We start from the raw sequence: 21,137 nt of genomic DNA, 5'->3' as shown, positions 1-21,137 counted from the left end.
ATAAGGGACGGGGAATGAAAGGCGATGATATAAATGTGAATGCCACCAGGTCATTTAATGAGCAATTATCGTCGATGTTATTTGCGCGATAGTGCGTTTGCATATTTCATGTGAACATAAAAAGAAGATGATTTTTGCCTTAAGCGTATGTTTTCCGGTGGTATTAGCGGTACATGCGGTATGTACTGATTTATTCGTGGCTTTTGGGTCAAGAAAATCTTTAGCGGTAAGCTTTGTTTTTTCAAGCTGCAGTTGTTCACTGGCCTCTAATTGTGCAGAAAACGGTGTTTCATATTTTACTTGCCATGGCGCTAAGGGAGTAATGGTATAAGCGCAATCACCGGCCACACCTGAAATAAGCTCTTTGGGTTTGGTTAGTTCAACTTTATATTCTTTTGGTGCATCAGGTTTCGTATTAGCCTTATCTGTTTCTGGTTCAGTAGTAGTATTTTCGTTTGATTCTTGCGCATTGCTAATAGTGCTAAAAGCGATGGTAATACAACATATCGCTAATACCCAGGCTCGCATTAAAGTCCTCCAAAAAATAGAGACACCCCCAAATTATAACTCAAAATATGCTTATTTTTTAGTCTTTCTAAGTAATTTTTCTTTTAAGTTTACGAGATCTTCTTGAGTTTTAACCGGCTGAAAGCGACTATCATCATCATGGCGTGGTACAATTAAATATAAAGCAGAGCAAAAAGAAGTAATTTGCCCCATTAAACGTTCAAATTGCACGGCTTGGGCTCCGTCAACTTTTTTGTCCGCACGAAACCAAGTAAATGGATAATCTGGTCTTATAGTATCAACATCTACTAACATTGTATTGGTGTTGAAAGCAGGTAAAGTAGCTACGGGGAAGTCTTTAGGAAAGCGAAATCCCTCTAATATTTCAAGTCCGCCACGAATACGAACCGGAGCGCCGCCAGTATCGGTACCATCATTTTTAACAACTTCGACGGTCACTGCTTTACCACCATAAAGATGCGCTCCTAAAATTATAGGTGATAATGCTGCCCCAATATTATCGACGTTTGAAATAAATACATGTTTGCCGCCACTAGCTACAAAAGCTTGAAAATTAGGATCTGCATGCAAACATTCGAAAATATCACCATGCCCAGGAGCATATAGAGAAATACGATTTTGTTGATCTCGAAGTAGCTCACCCTCTAGAGTTAATCTAATGCTAATTCGTTGCGAAAATAAATGTACGTTTTGCTTTGGAAAACCAAAATAATTTTTAGCATCAAGATGTTCTAACGTGTCATGTTCGGTAGCAAAAGAACACATTAAAAAAACTGGTATAGTGCTGTTATTTTTAAGGATATCGCGAAGTTTAAGTCCAATGAAACTTAAATTGGGCAATACTTCGACAACCCCTTTTACTATTCCACCAAAGCGAGTAGCCATTCCGCCATTTAGAATAACCACAGCGACATCACCACTATTAATTGCCTCTTGGCCAGCAAGGGAAAAAGTATGCCTTGTTGCGTCATCGATCGGCCACGGCATTAAATCGTTATTTTGAGGAGGAGATATTGGAGCTAGCTCTATGTTACTTTCAGGCGAAAATTCCCCTTGTTTTAATTTTGTGCGCAGCTTTGTAAAGGTGGTGACATCGAAACCATAGCGAGAGAGAATGGATTTTTCATCGCTATCAATATTTAAAGATGATAGGCTGTGATTTTCCATCCCATTGTCCTATACGGCATCAGTGGTTATGTAAATGTATTGGTATTGATATCTTAAGTACAAAGGAAATATAAAAAGACAGATAGCCAAACAGATCATTTTTTGAATAAGTATATAACGACTGAGTCAAATTGAGAGACTCGTAAGGCTGTGATAGCTTGTTATTTGGGTGATACAGTCTTATTGATGAAATTTTTGGAGAGCCACCGTGGCCGATAGCTCACCATTCAAACTGATTATTGAAGACGACGAGGGGCGTCGTAGCATTATCCCTGTTGATTTAGGTACAGTGGATATTGGTCGTCTCGAGTCAAACACTATCAAACTTGATGAACGAAACGTATCTAGACAGCATGCGCGTTTGTTTCGTCAAGATTCGGCAGTTTTTGCCGAAGACCTTGATTCATATAATGGTGTTTGGATAAATGGTGATCGTATTCATGGTCGTCAAGAACTTCGTGAAGGCGATTTATTACGTATCGGCGATTTTCACATTGAGCTTCGTGGTGAAGGTTTACAACGTCGCAAAGAAGAGACTACCCAACGAACAAATCTACCTGAAGTACAGGCTGAAGCACAGGCAACTTTAAGCCAAGCTAATTTAGAACAAAATACTGTTAGCAGCGCAGATGCAGCAGAGGCATCATCCTCAGAAGTCACTTTATCAGAAAATACAGAAGAAAATGTTGAAGCTACAGCTTTAAGTGACGCTGCAAGTTCATCTGATGAGACTCCAAGAGTAATACCGGCATCTGATTCAGGTCCACGTGCTGCCGTAGCAACGCTGCCCCCCACTAAAAATGGCCCACCTCCACCAGCGCCGCTGGCACCTGAGGAAGATGAACCAGATATTCATGAAGCCACTGCTATTATCCGTATGGATGATAAAGAATTACTGGCGTTACGTGCTCCAACAACGCCTTTGGTTGGACAAAAAGCAAAATTAATTTGTGTAAGCACTAATTTTGCTGGACGTGAATTTGAACTTAATAAAGGCGATATTGTTATTGGTCGTACATCCGATAATGATATTACCATCGATCATCGCTCCGTTTCTCGGCATCATGCTAAGATTATCATTTCGAATAAACGTTATCTTCTGCATGATTTGAAAAGCGCTAATGGCACCTTAATAAATGGTGAGACCTATGCCCAAACTGAATTAAAAAGAGGTGATTTGATAGAGCTTGGTCATGTCAAATTGCGTTTTGTACCTCCAGGAGAAAGTTATACTCTTAGTGCTGATGAGTTAGCTGCAATTCACGGTGCCGAAACTGCAAAAGAAGAGTCGGTATCGATAAATGAAACATCGCGTATGCGGGCGCCTTCACGGATAATTTCGCTGCCTACTTCAATTATTATTGGCAGTAGTGTTTTAACCCTAGTGTTAGTTGCTGTGATTACTGCACTGGTTCTGAAACAAAGAAGTGAGCATGAGCCTGTAGGTAATGCTGCAAAAAATGCTGCAACAAGCGAGAATCCGGTAGATCAAAACAAACAAATTCAAACATTATTGGGTAGAGGCCATGGGTTTCTTGCGCAAAGACGTTGGGAGCAAGCTGCTAGTATTGGTGGTCAAATACTTGGTATAGATGCCAATAGTAGTGCTGGACGTGAATTGATTACTAAAGCTCAGAATGAACGCCAAGCACAAACGATATATGAAGAAGCGCAAAAGTCAGTTGCAGCCGGTGATTGGCGTACTACCTGGAAGTTATTGCAGAACCTACCATCAACAAGTGTTTATGCAGAACAGTCGCGAGCACTTTCAGAACGTGTGCGTAATGCACTTATATCAGATTTGATTATTAAGGCGCGTAGTGCACTTGCAGCAAAAGAATTTGATACTGCTAGTACTCATGTTCAAGAGATAGTGGCCATCGATAATAGTAGAGGTGAAATCGTTCAAATTCGAGGTGAGATTGAGCGAGCACGGATAGCGCAGCGTCGTTTAAACGCTGCTGATCGAACTAGCTCCAATAGGCCATCTGGACGACATTCGACATCAGCAATGGCTTATGCTAATCGTACGTCTACAAAAACAACACCAGTGGCTGCTAATGCTAAGCTAAATCCAAAAACAACAGCCAAAACTAATGTTAAGCCACCAAAAACAGATAATGTGAATACATCGACGCAAACAACTGCGGCTACTTCAACAACAACTGTGGATTTTACAACACAGCCAGCTACAACTACGGCACCGGCTAAAACAAAAGTTAATGAAAAGCGAGCTGAAGCAAAGATTATTTATGGTAATGCAGTAGCCATGCTGAAAGCTGGAGATATTAAAGGTGCAATTGATGCCTTAAATCGCTGTATTAGCTTAGATGAAAATTACGCAGCGTGCTATCGCGCTCTAGGTATTGCATATGCACGCGGTGGCAATGGGCCTAAGGCTGCTAAATATTACAAGCAGTACCTTAAGGCTAATCCTAACGCACCGGATGCCGATAAAGTACGGCAATTATTAGAGCAATACGAAACGGCGCCATAAATATTATCAGCTACTTAAAGACAAAATGGCGGATGAACTTTTTAATTTAAGCGGACAACCACTTACTATTAGCCAAATAAATTCTCGTGCACGGGTTTTACTTGAACGTAATTTCTCTTCAGTATTAGTTGTTGGTGAAATTTCTGGCCATAAAGTAGTGTCAGGTCATCATTATTTTTCGCTTAAAGATAAAGACTCACAGCTTAATGCCGTACTTTTTCGTAAAGAAGCATCAACCCAGAAGTTAACCATTGTTGATGGTATTGAAATTATTGCTCGTGGTCGTCTAACAATTTACGGGCCATATGGCCGTTATCAACTAGTTATCGATGAGTTGCAAAGCAAAGGCGAAGGTGCTTTGCAGGCCGCATTTGCAGAACTTAAGGCACGCCTATTTGCAGAGGGTCTATTTGCAGCAGAACATAAACGTCCTTTACCGTTACTACCTAAAAATGTAGCTGTAGTTACTAGTGCCACAGGTGCAGTTATTCGCGATATTGTGCAGGTAGCAGAGCGTCGTTGGCCTAATGCGCGAATTTTAGTAATTCCTACGCGAGTTCAAGGTAGTGAAGCGGCAGTATTAGTTACTGCCGCCATTTACAAAGCCAGTGAACTTGCTAAACAATATAATCTTGAGGTGATGATTGTTGCTCGTGGTGGTGGTTCTCTTGAAGATCTTTGGTGCTTTAATGATGAACGTGTAGCTCGTGCGATTTATGAATCCAGCATTCCCGTCGTAAGTGCAATTGGCCATGAAACAGATTTTACTATAGCTGATTTTGTTGCCGATTTACGGGCACCCACGCCATCGGCTGCGGCTGAGTTAGTATTTCCTAATCGCCATGAATTATTGCTGCAACTAAGACAACAATTATTTAGGTCGCACACTGCATTTGCTCGTATTTTTGAGCAAAAACGTATGTATTTAAGGGCACTACGTGCTGAATTAGGTGATGCTCGACGTTTGCTAAGTCAACCACAACAGCAGTTAAGCCAAGCATATATGACTCAGAGTGATGCTATAAAACGTATGTTATTAGATAAGCGTTTAACTTTGCAACAACTTGAAACTCGTCTTGTTGGCTTACATCCACGTATGCACTTGGTGAACGTACGCAGTAGGTTATCAGATCAATACAATCGTATGCGGTATGCAACTTACCAATACATATTATCAAGAAAACAACGTCTGGATTCATTTTCTGTACAATTACGGGCTTTATCCCCCCTAGGTGTTCTCGATCGCGGTTATGCGATTATTCAAAATGCTTCAGGTAAGTTGGTACAAAGCTATGAGCAAGTGCAAGAAGGTGAGGCAATAAAGGTAAGTTTAGCTAAAGGCGGCATAAGTGCTACGGTTAATAAAATTTTTTCATCGAATTAATCCATACAATCGACAGAGAGCACCATGACATGTCATAAAGAAGGCATTATGAGTGATTCTCGCGAGTCTCAAGGACCACGTTTTGAAGATATTATTAAACGTCTTGAAGAAATCACACGTTCACTCGAAAGTGGGCAAGTGCAACTTGAAGAAGCGTTGCTATTATTTGAAGAAGGAGTACGATTATCACAACAGGGTAGTAAACAGCTTGATTTAGCTGAAAAGCGTCTCGAAATACTTCTTGATGGTGATAAAATTAGCCACTTGGATCTTACTGAGAATGGCACGGGTACGAGCTGATCATCTTGTAGTTGACCAAGGTTTGGCGCCGACACGAACTCGTGCTCAGGCATTAATTATTGCCGGGGTAGTTTTTAGTGGCCCTGATCGTAAAGTAAACAAATCTTCCGATATGTTTGACGCCACAACGGAGTTATTTCTCCAAAATAACCCCCTCCCTTATGTTTCTCGTGGTGGTTTAAAACTTGCCGCAGCATTAGACGCTTTTCTTGTTGAAGTTCACGATAAAGTTTGCCTGGATGTTGGCGCTTCTACAGGCGGGTTTACTGACTGCTTATTACAAAAAGGAGCTCGTCGTGTTTATGCCGTTGACGTAGGCTGGGGACAGCTTGATTGGAAGTTACGCCAAGATCCTCGTGTTGTTTTGCTTGAACGCTCAAATATTAGAACCCTGGCCAATGATGCAATTACTGAAAAATGTTCTCTTATTGTGATTGATACTTCTTTTATATCACTGAAAATAGTTATTCCCGCCGCAATGCGTTTTGCTGCTGCTAACGCTAATTTAGTTGCATTGGTTAAACCGCAATTTGAAGTAGGCCCAAAAGCGGTAAGCAAGGGCGGAATTGTACGTGATGAAATGGTGCGTAAATTGGCACTAGAAGAAATTAAAGTATTTTGCCAAAATCAAAATTTAAATGATATTCGCAGTATTGACTCACCGATCTTAGGTGCTAAGGGCAATCATGAGTTCTTATTATACGCTTGTTTGTTGTAATCTGAAGATTGTTACTGTAACGAATTATTAAGTTGGTGCTAATATTCAGTAGTATACCTTTTATTAGCCAAGTACTGGCTTGGAGTAGTGGATTATAAAATGCAAGTGGCTTGTGATAACTGTGGTGCGACCTACGAATTTGACCCAAAGGCAATTCCAAGCGAAGGTTATGACGCTCAATGTACCCATTGTAAGCATATCTTTTTTGTATCGCCGCAACCAAAGAGTAAAGATCAAATTACGGTTACATGTAATAAATGTAATACGATATATCGTTTTGCTGCTTCAGATATACCTGCAGGTGGTTATGACGCTCAATGTACTCAATGTCAGTCGATATTTTTTGTCTCTGCTAATCCTGAACAGACAGCCACAAAAGTTAATTTAGAAGCAACAAGTGATAAAGAAAGTGCTAGCGGTGTAAGTGAAGTTACTCAAGTTACCGGACCAGGAATTTACAGTGATATTGCAAGTGCTGGTATTGAAAATAATGGTAGAAATACTCTAATGCCATCTCTTGTAAAAGAACCGCAAGCTGAAGCTACAGTAGTAACACCACCTATTAGTCCACCTTCGCCACCACCGCTAAAATCACATAAAGCGCAAGTAAGCGAACCTCCAGAAATAACAAAAATTGAGGACCCTGTTGGTCTTAGCGAATTAAGCGAACCCGACGAAACTGATTTTGCTATTTTATCTTCAAATGAACTTGAGATGCCTGATGATAATCTTGATATCTCAGAAGTTACACTTGAACCTGAGATCGAACCAGAAGTTGATGCCAATACATTTAATAGTGAGTCAATTACACCGGCGACTGGGCAAGATTTCACTATAGATAGCAGCAATGCTGCAATAGATCCATTATCAACAAGTAGTTCCGCGGTCAGTTCATCATCTGTTCAAGCAAATCAACAGCTGATAATTAGTAACGGTGCAATTGCGCCTGCTATAAAAAAATCAAAGAGTAAAGTTTGGTTAATCTTGCTGTTAATCATTCTTATCTTAGGTGGTGGAGCAACTTTTGCGGTAATGTATATTCCTCAGGTGCGAAAGTTAACCATTGATCGGTTTTTAGCATATCATCATACAGTTGCCCCTTACGCAGTTTCTGCGACAAAACAAGCATGGCAGCTTATAATGCTTGATACTGAATCTGCTTATACTAAAGCTCAGGATGAACTTGAAAAAGCATATGCGATTGAACCAGATTATCCGTTAGCTAATGCCTATGCTGGATTAATTCATGTTTTTCGTGGGCTAAACAAACGTTTTACTATTGAACAACTGCAGGTTCAGTTCAAACGAACCGAGACCAACATTTCTTCTGCTAGTGATCTTGATAGTGATATTGATACAGCTGAAATGCAGCAAGTTAAACGTGAAGAAATTCGTCACTTGTTCAGTAAATTAGAAGAGCAAATAAAACAATTAAACAATGAAGCCGATGAAGAATTAGATGCTGCTTTAACATTATTAACTGATTCGGTTAAGAACTACCCAAATTCTCCTGAGTTATTATTAGCGGCGGGTTTTTGTTATTCGAGTGATTTTGCTTTAATGCCTAAGGCCGAAGAAATGTTAAAACGTAGTGTTGAGCTACGTCTTGGTTCAGGAGCGCAGTTTGATATTAGCAACCCTCCAGATGCAATGACTGCGTATATACGTGGGGTAATATGGTCGCGTCAGGATGAAGATAGGGCTCGAGTACTAAATGCTTATAAGGCCGCCTTAAAGCTTGAACCTAATTTTCAGCGTGTTCGTTTTGATCTTGCGCGCGAATTATTTCACGCAGGTGATACTGAGCAAGCGGCAAAATTATTTAAAGAAATTATTTCATCGGTGCCTGAACATGATCGGGCAATTTCAGCATTAGCTGAGTTAGAACAAGCGTTAGCTCCTGAGCCAGTACCTGAAACATTAGCTCCAAAAGTCGAGAAAGATACAGCAAATTCGCCAGTAATGAAGAAAGGTAAAAATCGCCAGAAACGAAAAGGTAAAAAGCGTAATCGTTAAAAAAATATAAACATGAACAATCAAAGCAAATATTAATACCGTGGCGGAAAGGTATTGAATATATTACTTAATTACCCAAGAGCACTTTTTTTAAACAGCACCATTTTATGGGTAATTGCTAGCTCATGTGCAAGTTCTTCGTTATCACCGGCTACTTCTTCAAAAAATACGCAATTTATTGGTGATTTATCAACATCAAAATCTGATTTTGCTGTTTTAAATCGAGTAGTGCGAGGTCTTTATTTAATCACGATTGGCAAGCACACCGATGCTGTAAAAGAATTACAACTAGCTTTAGAAATAGATTCTAATTCACCGACTATTTATAAATATCTTTTTACTGCTTTGAATTATAGTGGCAATTATAATCAAGCTAAATATATTTTAGCTGAGGGCCTACAGAAATACCCCGCATCACCCATTTTAAATTTTATTGCAGGAGAACAGGCTTTATCACAGAGTAATTATGTTGTTGCACAACAGGCATTAACTAAAGCACTTGCAGATGATGACTTAATTGAACGAGCTACTCCGCCTTTAGTTGAAACACTTTTATCAATGCAGCAATTTACTACAGCTTTGCAAAAAGCAAAGATATTGATAAAGCGTCTGCCTGCTAATGCAACTTTAACTAATGATTTAGCCGCAATTTTTGAGGATTATGGCCATTTAGACGCTGCAATAGCGATGTATCAACATGCACGTGTTCAACGTCCAAGTTATATTGAAGCGGTTTTAGGTGAAGTTAGATTACGAAATTTACAAGGTGATTTTGCCGCAGCGGCTCAAGCGCTGATACCATTGTTTCAATATTATCCTGATCAATTAGAATATTACTTAGAATTAATATATTTACTTAGAAAAGCCAATGATACAGCAAGTGAGACTTATCACGATGCAGTGCTGCGAATTGCAAAAGGAGATCTTATCAGCCATTTAAGAATAGTGGCTTTCGATATCGGTAGCCAGAAAACTCAAACCGCTACTACAATATTAAGAGAAGCTGTGCATGATTGGCCTACAAATGTTGAACCGCGCTTAATGCTGGCAACGATAGCGTTAAAAAATAATGATGCTGCTAGTTGCATAAAATTATTAAACGAAATTAATTCACCAAACTTAAAAGTTTATCATCTACGTGGCGAATGCTTTGCTGCTTTAGGTAATTTCGCTGCAATGCTTAATGAATTCGCTACTGCTTTGCCAATGAGCAATATAGATGAGGAGTTAATTAGTGATTTAAATATTATTATGCGATACGCACCAAATATTGCTAAAGCCAATCTATGGCGACAGAAATTACTTCGTCTTTTTGGTGCAAAAATATCATCACTAAATAGTTTATTAGTTGATGCACTACTTTTTGATTATTTTAATTACCCTGTTGAAGCTTTTGCCTTCATTGCCCGTCATATAGCAAAGGCAAAACCTGATAGAAAAACCTTATTGTTATATGCCCATATGGCTTCTCGTGATAATAAAAATGCTCTTGCAATTTCCGTGTTAGAAAAAATGCTGCAACAGAATCCACAAGATCCCGCATTACTTAATGCTCTAGGGTTTATTATGACAGATGCTAATATCAATCTTAGACGGGCTGAAATTATGTTGAGGCGTGCATATCGTTTAGCTTCATCACATAGCTACATCGTAGATAGTTTAGGTTGGCTATTATATCGTCAAGGCAAGAATAAAGCCGCGGTTAGAATACTTGAAGATGCAGCGGTATATGACCCGAATGATCCAGAAATATTATTTCACTTAGGTGAGGTTTACTTATCATTAGGGCGATCAAATGATGCTAAACAGTGTTTTATTAAGGCACTAAAAATGCGGCCAGCAATTAATATACGAAAAAAATTACAAGACAAATTATAAGAGATCAACGATATGAATAGGGCTCAGCACCGTAGCATTTATGTTAACTTAGTATTTGTTTTGTTTGTTGAAGCTTGTGCGCATCAAGTGGCACTTTCTGAACAATTTACGGTAAAAAGTACTACTGAGTTTTTAGCTCAGATAGATTCTCATAAAGTTAAATGGTCAAGTTATGTTGCTGAAATTCGTATTACCTATTTTGGTCCTGAAGGACGAGTACGTACGACTGGTACTATTGCAATAAAGCGCCCCGCCAGTATGCGCTGTGAAATGATGGGACCACATGGTGGAGTAATTTCAGCATTTGCTACCAATGGTATTGAATTACAGGCGTTAGATGTTAAGAACTCAAAGTTTATTTATGGGCCTGCAAATGTGAAAAATCTTGATCGTTTATTACCTTTTGCTCCTCTACAATTAAATGCAGAAAGTTGGAACAAATTACTTTTTGGCGAGATAGACATACCTGAAACCGCCAAATTGCTTTATCAAGAAAAAAAAGGGGTGTTTATTTTACGTTGGCAAGAAAATTCTCACGATCGTGAAGTAGAAATAGATCCCCAAACAAAGCAGCTAAAACAAGCAAAGGATTTTTTTGCAGGGCAACTTATTTCACAGGTGAATTTTAAAAATTATGATAAAAATGGATTACCACAGATTTTGCAGGTTAAGGTTCCCAGCGCAAAGATCGAGTTTATCGCAGTTTTTCGTGATATTGAGGTAAATTTTGCCATAGAAGCTGAAGCTTTTGTGCTTAATCCGCCTGCGGGCATTGCTCTTGAGCATCTATAACAATATAAATTGAGTAAGTTGACAGAGATTGGTAGCTTGATAGACTTGATACGAACTTAAACATACACACAAATATCGGAGTGACGATGGGCGGGGCCCTCGATCTCAATGACCTTGATGCTGCTCTTGATGGGTTGGGAAAACCAGAACAACCAGAAGCTTCGGCTACTGGTGCGGCATTAGAAACAACACAGTCAGATTCAGATTCTGATGCCGACACGCAGGTTTTTTCAAGTGGTAGCGATACCTCAAATGAAGCAGAGCAATCACGCTCAGCTGAGCAAACAGATGGTTCGCCTATCCCACCTCGTGCCGGCCCACCGCCTTTAGTACCACCCCCAGTGCGCGCTCGTCGGGCTGCTGGCGCTACCGCAGGGGCGCCGGTATTTACTGGTCAATGGACTGGTCGTACCCAATTTGAAGATTTATTTGTTTCTGAAGCTGTACCCAGCTTATCTGCTCGTGCTGGTCTTGAAGAAAAAGTTGAGTATTTTCGTGAAAAACTCAAACGTTTAGAAACTCAAGCCGCCAAATTTCGCGACGCATGGCAAGTACGCGAGCGCGAGATGGATATTGTTGAAGGCTTGATCGATAAAGAAAAAAATCGCGCTGATGAAACTGCCCAAAAAAGTACCGAATTAACGCAAAAACTACAGATGCTTGAGCATTTTATTGAACAGAAAAAGCAAGAATTTGATGCGTATGGTCAAAAAGTTACTGCCGCTTTTGCGCAAAAAGATGAACAAGAAAAAGAACTTAAACTAAAACTTGCCGAGCATGATGATGAAGTTAATGGTTATAAAAATCAGATAAATGATTTGAATCAAGAACTCGAGCAAGAACGCCAAGGGCGCCAAGAAGATAATTCTGAACTTAGTAAGCAACTGCAAGAAAAAGAAGAGCGGGTTAATGAACTTGAGCGTCGAGTAGGTGAAATAGCCTCTGAACTCGAAATAGCCCGTGAAGAAGCTTTAGAAACCAAAGACGCACTCGAGCGAGATTTAGGTGTGCGTAATGAAGCAATTGAGAAATTGCGCGCTAGTATAGAAAAACAACGAGAAGCTATTATCGATCGTGAACAACAAATTGAGTCTCTTTCTGGTCAATTGTCACAACTAAATGATGAACTGGCTACCGAGAAGACCGATCTCGAGTCACGCGTAGCTGAATTAACTCACGAACTTGAAACGCATCAAGAAAACGCAACTAATGATATTGGTGTACGCGATGAAGCAATAGATAAATTAAAAGAAGCAGTTGAGCGCCAGCGTGAAGCAATTAGCGAACGTGATCAACAAATCGGAGAACTTAAAGGTTCACTTGGTGAAAAAGAACAAGAGTTTACAGATTCAACAAATGAATTAAATACCTTAAAAGAGCAAAGCAATCACGATATTGAAGTACGCGATCAAGCAATTGAAAAATTAAAAGGTGCCATTGAATCACAGCGTCAAGCTTTAAGTGAGCGTGACGAAAAGATAGCAAAATTTGAAGAAGATGTTGCACACCTCAATGAACAAATAGCTGATATTGAAAGACACACCCAAACAACAACCGATGAACTAAATTACAGCATTAAAGTGCGTGATGAAGCGATTGAAAAATTAAAAGCTTCGATTGAACAATCACGTAGCAGAATCCAAAGCCTAGAAGAAGAACTTAATGCTTCAGGTGAACAAGTTACCGCATTGCATAACAATCATGACCGCTATCATGATTTAATGGAACGTACGAAAAAAGCACTTGAAGTTGCACAAAAACTATTATCTTAACGACTTTTTAAAACTAACCCCACCAATTTGTTGATCAGTTAGCTGAATACCATCAAATACCGCACAAGTAGTGTCGCTAAGTGGGTTGCATTATATTTTAAATATATCAAATCGTTTATTACAAAAAACCTTAATTGTGAACAGGCTAATAGAAAATAGTTAAGAAAGTTTGTTATTTACTATTTAAAATTACTTCTACTGTCGTACCTTTATCAGGTTCACTTTTCACAGTAGCATTGCCGCCATAGAGCATGGCAACTTTACGAACAGTAGCCAATCCTAAACCACTACCTGGGATTAAGCGTGTTTTATTATTGCGAATACGTACGAACTCTTTAAAGATACGCGCGACTTCTTCAGTATTCATACCAATGCCGGTATCAGTAATTTTAATTATGATTTTTTGATTTTTAGTTTCTACAAATATTTCGACTTTACCGTTTTTACGATTATATTTAATAGCGTTAGTTAATAGATTAAGCAGTACTAATTCAATTTCATAACGGTCGGCAGTAATATACACGGGAGTTTGGGATTGTAAGGTTATACTAACAAGACGACTTTGGGCTTCACTACTTACCGTTTCGATAGCAGCTTTTGCAACTTCAACAATATCAAGTTTTTCAAGTTCGCGTTTTCGCTGCCCGGATTCAAGTCTAGTCATATCGAGTAAATCAGTAACCAATTTACGCATACCGTGAAGCCTAACTAGGCTAGCATCAAGCATGGGCAAATAGCTTGGTAATTCATCACCAAGTGAACGGTCTTGCATTGCCATGATATAGCCTTCGACCGCAGCTAAGGGCGCTTTGAGTTCATGAGCAAGCACCGAGATAAATTCAAAACGCAAGCGTCGTTTTTCATCGGCATGTTGGCGGGCGTGGCGATTAAGCACTACATGTTTTGCCGCTTTTAAAACGGTGGTACGTAATTCGTCAGGGGTAAATGGCTTAGCTAAAAAGTCAAAAGCCCCGCGTTGGGTAGCGACTATTGCGGTATCAAGAGTAGCATAAGCAGTAATCATAATAGTTAAGACATCATATGAACGGGAGGAAATTTCAGCTAAGACATCAAGGCCGGATATTCCTGGCAATTTATAATCTAACAGCAAAATATCAGGAGATGATTGCGCCATAATATTTAAGGCTTGTTCACCACTTTCAGCCTGTGTTGCCACAAAGCTAGTTTCATGTTGATCTAGCTCAGGTAGATGCAGGCGCAAACGTTCAAGTACTCGGGCTGCGCCTACACGCATGCCCAGTTCATCATCCACCACTAATACACGCAACACATCCATTAGTAACAACTTTTCTTAAAGCAATCGTTCGATCTCGCGCTTGAGTTGTTCAGCTCGCATGGGTTTAGTGAGAACTGCGTCAGCTTTTATCCAACCATTGCTTTTATCGAGACTTGATTCAAAAGCCATACCGGTTTGGCTTGTAAGCGCAGAGACTAATATTACTGGGGTATTGGGGTCTTTCTTCTTAACCCGATGACATAAGACGAGGCCAGCATCCATGTACTCCATCATTAAATCGGCAACCACTAAGTCTGGGCGATTATCGACCATGATTTCTTCAGCCTCTTTAAGGCTATGAGCACTTAGAATGTTGTATCCTGCGGCTTCAAGCTGCATACGTGTTTGCAGTAAAAAATCGGGATCATCGTCAACAATTAAAATTGTTTTTGAGTTGTTTGTTTTGCTAGTTTCCATTTTTTTCTCAAAGCTGCTGAGTGTAACGCGGAAGAGTTACAGTAAAAGTAGTTCCAGTACTTCCCCTTGATGGGTCGCAATTAGATTCTACTTTCATTTCTCCGCGGTGCATTTTAACAATGCCATAAGCAATTGATAGACCTAAACCGGTACCTTGGCCCATAGGTTTTGTCGTAAAAAAAGGTTGAAATAATTTACTCATATCAGCGGCACTAATACCACTACCAGTATCAGTTACCGTAAACCCAACGTGTTCATCATCTCCCCCTGTACGTATGGTAAGTTCTCCTCCATTTGGCATAGCATCGTAAGCATTTTTTATCAGGTTCATTAATACTTGAGTGATTTGATCGCGATCGATTTCAGCTTCACCTGCAATATCGTGAATAAATTCGAAGGTAATATTATCAGGGGCCGAAAGTACGCGGGCGCTGCGATCTACTAAATCACGTAGCAGCGTAGGCTGTAATAATACTTTATTATGTCGTGAAAAATTCAATAGCCCAGAAACAATGCGTTGGCATCGTGAAGCTTGTTCAACAACCATTAATAAATCTGGGCGCATGGGATACTCTACCGGACAATCATCGAGCAATAGATGGGTATACATAAGTATTACTGCTAAGGGATTGTTAACTTCATGAGCAATCCCAGCAGCAAGTTGTCCCATACTTGCAAGTTTTTCAGCACGTAATAATTCTTCTTGGGCGTTGGCTAGTTGTTTATGAGAGATATCAAGCTCACCTAAGGCGTGGCGTAATTGTTCGATAGTGTCAGGCAAACACATTTCAGGCTCGGCCAGACCTGCATGCACAGCACGCGCATGAGCACGACAACTATCATAACCACAAGCACCACAGTTAAGTTCATCCTCGATCTTGTTTTTGCCCATACGTTTGAGAATTTTATTTAGCTCATCATTAGTAGGGTCAACTAAACGTTGGTCAAAATTTTCAAACGAACGATTTAAATCAAGCTGATTAAATTCATTAATCGCACGACGCCAGGCATCCGAATCAAATGTGGTTAAACGTTCACGAGCATAACGCCCCACCGCAGCTTGCTTAGAAAATAACGAGTCAGATGCAATAATACCAGGTCCAGAAATGCAGCCTTTGCAAGCGAGGGTTTCTAGGAGTTTGGCTTCTATTGAACCTTTGGCAAATTCATCAATAGCGTCAAAGGCGGTGCTACGCCCTTCGGCAGCCATGACATCATCCCAAATTAGGCCGCGATCAAGTTCGGCAGCTTCTAAAAACCCACCTGAGAAAGGTAATAAAGTACCTTTACCAGCGCGGGGTTCATCAAATTCATACGGGGTAATGTTTTCTGAAGTAATATTATAGCGATCAAGTAGTTCCCGCAGTTCGATAAATGTAAGTACGTAATCGACATCCCCTGCAACAGTATGACTTAAGGCTTCGCGTTTTTTAGCAATACAGGGTCCAATAAAAACAACTTTAACATCTGAGCCGTGCATTTTTTTGATACAGCGAGCCATGGCAATCATTGGTGAGACTAAAGGAGCAAGCGCGGGCAGCAGATCTGGGTAATAACGCTCTACATAACCAAATATCGCAGGGCAGAGTGTACCAATCCATTGTGGTGGTGGATTGGCAAGGGTACCGGTAGAACTAGTTGGTGAGGTAGATGTATTAGGACGATTAAGTGCTGAGGTTTTATTTTGTAATAATTGACGGTAGCGTACGGCTAATAAATCAGCGCCAAAACCAACTTCAAATACTTTAGTAAAACCTAATGCGCGTATCATGCCTACAATGCTGGTTGCTGGTAAACCTGAAAATTCGGCGGGAAAGCTTGGCGCTAAAGCAGCAACCAATTTACCACTGGCAAGTTTAGCATTTACTGCATCAGTACTGCGTTGAAATTGTTTTGCACGTTGACTGCATACTTTTATGCAGCTACCACAACCAATACAGCGTGCTTCGATAACTTCAGCCTGACCATTTTTAATGCGTATTGCATTTGCAGGGCATTCGCGTACACACATGTAGCATAACCGACAGAGCTCCTTGATCGTTGAGACCAAAGGAGTATCGGTAAGCGCCTCCATTTATTTTACCACCTCGCGCGGAGTATAATGAGTATGTAAGAGATGGTGGCTTTTTTCACTTAGTGGTTTACCTAGGTACTCATCATATAAACGCTGCACTGAAGCATTTTGATGTGAGGTGCGTAATTTTGCCTCACGGTCAATTTTATAGAGAGCTTGCATGCGTGCACGTATAGCATCGACGTTGGCACCAATTGGCTGACCACCACCAGCGATACAACCACCAGGGCAGGTCATAACTTCGACAAAATGGTAAGGAGAATTACCCTTACGTATTTCATCAAGAATAATTCTGGCATTACTAAGGCCGCTAACCACCGCCACTTTTAATTTGGTGTCAGCGATAGCAACTTCAGCTTGTTTAATGCCATTGAGCCCACGAATAGGGGTAATTTTTGGAGTTTCAATCTCTTTGCCGGTTATCAAATAATGGACACTACGTAGTGCAGCTTCCATTACTCCACCGGTTGCGCCAAATAATTTACCGGCACTACTGCGCTCACCAAAAGGTGTGTCAGCGGGTTCGGGTTCAAGTGAATTAAGATCAATACCCCGCATGCGAATAATTCGCGCCAGCTCACGAGTGGTAAGCACAAGATCAACGTCCGCTAATTCGTCATTTAGCATTTCCGGGCGACCAGCTTCAAATTTTTTCGCCGTACAAGGCATAATCGATACGCTAAAAATTTGCTCAGGAGCAATATTTTCTCGTTGTGCATAGAAACTTTTCAACACCGCACCGAGCATTTGTTGCGGGCTTTTGCAAGTAGATAAATGCGGTAGGAGTTCTGGATAAAAACTCTCCATGAATTTGATCCAACCTGGAGAGCAACTGGTGAGCATTGGCAAAGTGCCACCAAGAGTTAGACGCTGCACTAACTCAGAGCCTTCTTCCATGATAGTAAGATCAGCAGAAAAGGCAGTATCAAATACGCGATCAACACCAAGCCGACGCAGGGCTGCATTAAGTACACCTGCTATATCAACACCAGGCTTTACCCCAAATAATTCACCAAGAGTAACAGAAACCGCGGGTGCTATTTGTACAAGCACGCGTTTGTCGGGTTTGCCAATTGCATCAAGCAAGGCGCGAAAATTACTTTGTTCAGTTAAAGCACCAGTTGGGCACACCATTATGCATTGCCCACAAGCAATACAGCTTGAGACATTAAGACCTTGATTAAATACAGTGCTAACTTCAGTTTTTGAACCACGACCAACAAAATCTAAAGCAGACACACCTTGTACTTCTTCGCAAACGCGCACACATTTACCGCATAAGATGCATTTTGCCGGGTCGCGTACAATTGAAGGGCTTGAAGCGTCGATTTTACGCTCTTTTTTATTACCTATATAACGACGTTGGCGTACCCCTAAATTTTCAGCAAGAGATTGTAACTCACAGTTATTATTGCGTGCACAATAAAGGCAGTCATCAGGGTGATTGGCTAGTAATAATTCAACAATAGTTTTACGCGCCCTTACCGCACGCAGCGAATGAGTTTTAACTTTCATGCCTTCGCGTACCGGGAAAGCACAACTTGGCACTAAATTTGGTGCACCTTCAACTTCAACGACACACAGACGACAAGCGCCGGTAGGTAACATGTCGGCCATGTTGCACAAGGTTGGTACATGGATACCAGCACGTTTAAGAGTTGCTAAGAGCATCTCGCCATCTTTGGCGTCGACGTTTTTGTCATTTACTTGTATTTGAAACACGTTTTATCCCTCTTTTTAGGCAGCGATTACTGCGTTAAGTCGGCAGACTTCTAAGCATGAGCCGCAAGCAACGCATTTGTCTTGATTAATTTCATGCACTTGTTTTGGTGCACCTATAATCGCATCAGCCGGGCAAGCTTTAATGCAAACGCCACAACCTACGCAGGCTTCACTATCAATAGTATAGTTAAGTAATTCAGGACAAACATGTGCTGGGCAGCGACGTTCAAAGATGTGCGCTTCATACTCATCACGAAAATATCGTAAAGTAGAAAGCACAGGATTAGGCGCGGTTTGCCCAAGAGCACATAAGCTAGTGTCCTTGATAACCGAAGCAAGACGTTCAAGGAGCACCACACCCTGAAAACGCAGGAGGGCATCAGCATTTTTTTCTGTACGACGGCCTTGCGTGATTTGCGTTAGAATTTCAAGTAAACGTCGGGTTCCTTCACGACAGGGAATACATTTGCCGCAAGACTCACGTCCAATAAAGTCCATGAAGAATTTGGCGACATCGATCATACAGGTATTTTCATCCATGACCACCAGGCCACCAGAACCCATCATAGCGCCGACGGTTTTCATCGAGTCATAGTCGATTGTAAGGTCAAGATGCTGTGAGGGAATACAAGCACCAGAGGGACCACCAACTTGAACCGCTTTAAAATTTTTGTTGTTTAGGACACCACCACCAATAGTGAAAATGACATCGCGCATTGAAATGCCAAAAGCAACTTCAGCAAGACCAGTACGAGTAATTTTACCAGAAAGCGCAAATACTTTAGTGCCGGTGCTATTGCCCGTACCAATTGCTTTAAACCAAGCCGCGCCTCGTTCTATAATGGTTGGGATATTATAAAAAGTTTCGACGTTATTGATAATTGTTGGTTTGCCAAACAAACCTTTTACAGCCGGATATGGTGGTCGGGGACGTGGCATACCGCGACGACCTTCAATACTATGAATGAGTGCAGTTTCTTCGCCACAAACAAAAGCTCCGGCGCCTTTTTTTATAACAATATCAAGACTAAATCCTGAATCAAGTATGTTATGACCTAATAGACCATTAGCTTTTGCGGTGGCGATTGCTTTTATAAGTCGTTTAACTGCTAGAGGATATTCAGCGCGAATATAAATATAAGCTTTGCTAGCGCCGATAGCATAAGCTGCAATAGCCATACCTTCAAGCAAACGGTATGGGTCACCTTCGATTTCAGCGCGATTCATAAAAGCACCAGGGTCACCTTCATCGGCATTACATACAAGATATTTTTGATCGCTATTTTCTTGGGCGGCAAGTTTCCATTTTTGACCCGTAGGAAAACCACCACCACCACGGCCTCGTAAACCACTATCAAATACAGTATTGCGAATATCTTCGGGGGTTTGTTTACGTAGCGCCATGGCGAGCGCGCAAAAACCACCACGAGCAATATATTCATCAATATTGTTAGGATCGATAATACCGCAATTAACTAATACGCAGCGGGTTTGTTGCGCAAAAAAGGGATGTTGGTCTTGAAAAATAACTCCTTCGTACGGAGTTAGTTTTTCATCACGAAATTGCGCTACTAAATCTTCGAACACAATTTTATTAGCTAATACCGTATCGATTAAAGCAGGAACTTTATCGCTAGTAATTTTAGCAAAGCTAACGCGGGTGCGACCAGGTAATTGAATATCTACCATTGGTTCGGCAGTGCATAAACCGATACAGCCGACCTCAACGATATCAACATCGAGGTTTTGCTTTTGCACATGCTCACGAATGGCTGCTAAAGTTTTTCCTGCTCCTGCTCCTAAACCGCAGGTGCCGGTACCAATAAAAATTACTGGACGATCAAGTTTTTCACGTCGTGCAGTTTTTGTTCGAGATTGAGCGCGCTCATTACATGCAGGGTCGTTGTGACAGGTAGGTCCAGATGTTAGGCAATTGATCAAATCTGGGCAGGGACGCTCGGGACTATGCCAGCAGCGTTCGCAACACTTAGCTAAAATTTTTATATCATCTGTATTAAAACTACTAACGGCTTCACTCATTTTTCAAGCAATCTTTCTGCGATAGCTTTGCACGATGCTAGCTACTTTGTCGGGGGCTACGCCAGCGTGAAACTCGCCGTTAACGCTTATTACTGGCGCTAAACCACAAGCGCCAATACAGGCTACTACTTCGAGGCTGAATAGACCGTCTCTAGAGGTTTGGCCTGGTGTTATTTTTAGAACACGACAGAGGGCAGCCAATACTGATGCTGAACCTTTTACGTGACAAGCAGTGCCACGGCACACTTGAATATGAAAGCGACCATGTGCTTGAAAACGAAACTGATTATAAAATGTGGCAACCCCAAAGACTTTGCTGGCGGGCAGTTTTAAATGTTTGGCGATTGCAACAATAGCATCTTGTGAAAGATAACCTTCGGCTTCTTGCACGTCTTGCAAAATCGGAATCAAATGTTCACGCCTTGCATTGGCATGACGCTGCAAAATTACAGCCAATTCTGGCCGCAACGCCGCTACTGATTTAGTGTTTATGAATTTGGTCGTTGTTTCTGACATTTATTCTCCTTTTACACTT

At 40.9% G+C, this 21,137-nt stretch carries 16 protein-coding genes; 8 read left to right on the top strand and 8 right to left on the bottom strand.

Annotated elements, in window-relative coordinates:
- Positions 1-54: 54 nt before the first annotated feature.
- Positions 55-528 carry a hypothetical protein gene (locus tag JW841_04315; protein MBN1960147.1) on the bottom strand — a complete coding sequence of 158 codons (474 nt, stop codon included), beginning with the start codon at positions 526-528 and terminating at the stop codon, positions 55-57.
- A gap of 51 nt (positions 529-579) precedes the next feature.
- On the bottom strand, positions 580-1,695 hold the full coding sequence (locus JW841_04310) for a UTP--glucose-1-phosphate uridylyltransferase (protein MBN1960146.1): 1,116 nt from the start codon (positions 1,693-1,695) through the stop codon (positions 580-582).
- Between the two features lie 208 nt (positions 1,696-1,903).
- Between JW841_04310 and JW841_04305 the strand changes: the two genes are divergently transcribed.
- The 8 genes from JW841_04305 to JW841_04270 all read left to right on the top strand — a co-directional run bounded on the left by JW841_04305 (position 1,904) and on the right by JW841_04270 (position 13,052).
- A complete protein-coding gene (locus JW841_04305) occupies positions 1,904-4,192 on the top strand; it encodes an FHA domain-containing protein (protein ID MBN1960145.1) in 2,289 nt (762 codons plus the stop codon).
- Positions 4,193-4,217: 25 nt separating this feature from the next.
- On the top strand, positions 4,218-5,576 hold the full coding sequence (gene xseA / locus JW841_04300) for an exodeoxyribonuclease VII large subunit (GenBank protein ID MBN1960144.1): 1,359 nt from the start codon (positions 4,218-4,220) through the stop codon (positions 5,574-5,576).
- A 48-nt stretch (positions 5,577-5,624) separates the two neighbouring features.
- Entirely contained in the window at positions 5,625-5,876 is a 252-nt protein-coding gene (xseB, locus tag JW841_04295) for an exodeoxyribonuclease VII small subunit (protein MBN1960143.1), read from the top strand.
- Positions 5,857-6,594, top strand: a complete 738-nt coding sequence (locus tag JW841_04290; protein MBN1960142.1) for a TlyA family RNA methyltransferase — start codon at positions 5,857-5,859, stop codon at positions 6,592-6,594. The genes xseB and JW841_04290 overlap by 20 nt, the downstream gene beginning before the upstream one ends.
- 99 nt (positions 6,595-6,693) lie before the next feature.
- On the top strand, positions 6,694-8,610 hold the full coding sequence (locus tag JW841_04285; GenBank protein MBN1960141.1) for a zinc-ribbon domain-containing protein: 1,917 nt from the start codon (positions 6,694-6,696) through the stop codon (positions 8,608-8,610).
- Positions 8,611-8,664: 54 nt separating this feature from the next.
- Positions 8,665-10,488, top strand: a complete 1,824-nt coding sequence (locus JW841_04280) for a tetratricopeptide repeat protein (protein MBN1960140.1) — start codon at positions 8,665-8,667, stop codon at positions 10,486-10,488.
- A gap of 12 nt (positions 10,489-10,500) precedes the next feature.
- Entirely contained in the window at positions 10,501-11,280 is a 780-nt protein-coding gene (locus tag JW841_04275; GenBank protein MBN1960139.1) for a DUF4292 domain-containing protein, read from the top strand.
- 86 nt (positions 11,281-11,366) lie between these two features.
- The gene (locus JW841_04270) at positions 11,367-13,052 is read left to right on the top strand and encodes a hypothetical protein (GenBank protein MBN1960138.1); all 1,686 of its coding nucleotides are present in this window, start codon (positions 11,367-11,369) and stop codon (positions 13,050-13,052) included.
- Between the two features lie 172 nt (positions 13,053-13,224).
- Here the strand turns inward: JW841_04270 and JW841_04265 are convergent, their stop codons facing one another.
- Genes JW841_04265 through nuoE form a run of 6 tightly spaced genes read right to left on the bottom strand, consistent with a single transcriptional unit; the run spans position 13,225 to position 21,118 of the window.
- Complete coding sequence (locus JW841_04265) at positions 13,225-14,343, bottom strand: response regulator (GenBank protein MBN1960137.1); 1,119 nt, start codon at positions 14,341-14,343, stop codon at positions 13,225-13,227.
- 21 nt (positions 14,344-14,364) lie between these two features.
- Complete coding sequence (locus JW841_04260) at positions 14,365-14,766, bottom strand: response regulator (protein MBN1960136.1); 402 nt, start codon at positions 14,764-14,766, stop codon at positions 14,365-14,367.
- A gap of 7 nt (positions 14,767-14,773) precedes the next feature.
- Positions 14,774-16,840: a 4Fe-4S binding protein gene (locus JW841_04255; GenBank protein MBN1960135.1), complete on the bottom strand. Its 2,067-nt coding sequence runs from the start codon at positions 16,838-16,840 to the stop codon at positions 14,774-14,776.
- Positions 16,841-18,562 carry an iron hydrogenase small subunit gene (locus JW841_04250; GenBank protein ID MBN1960134.1) on the bottom strand — a complete coding sequence of 574 codons (1,722 nt, stop codon included), beginning with the start codon at positions 18,560-18,562 and terminating at the stop codon, positions 16,841-16,843.
- 15 nt (positions 18,563-18,577) lie between these two features.
- Positions 18,578-20,602, bottom strand: coding sequence for a 4Fe-4S binding protein (locus JW841_04245; protein MBN1960133.1), 2,025 nt, complete (start codon positions 20,600-20,602; stop codon positions 18,578-18,580).
- A gap of 3 nt (positions 20,603-20,605) precedes the next feature.
- Positions 20,606-21,118 carry an NADH-quinone oxidoreductase subunit NuoE gene (gene nuoE, locus JW841_04240; GenBank protein MBN1960132.1) on the bottom strand — a complete coding sequence of 171 codons (513 nt, stop codon included), beginning with the start codon at positions 21,116-21,118 and terminating at the stop codon, positions 20,606-20,608.
- Positions 21,119-21,137: the final 19 nt, after the last annotated feature.

The organism is Deltaproteobacteria bacterium, assembly GCA_016931625.1.
Taxonomy (GTDB): Bacteria; Myxococcota; XYA12-FULL-58-9; order XYA12-FULL-58-9; family JAFGEK01; genus JAFGEK01.
The sequence above is the reverse complement of the archived record's forward strand: the minus strand, read 5'-3'. Positions and strand labels throughout refer to the sequence as shown.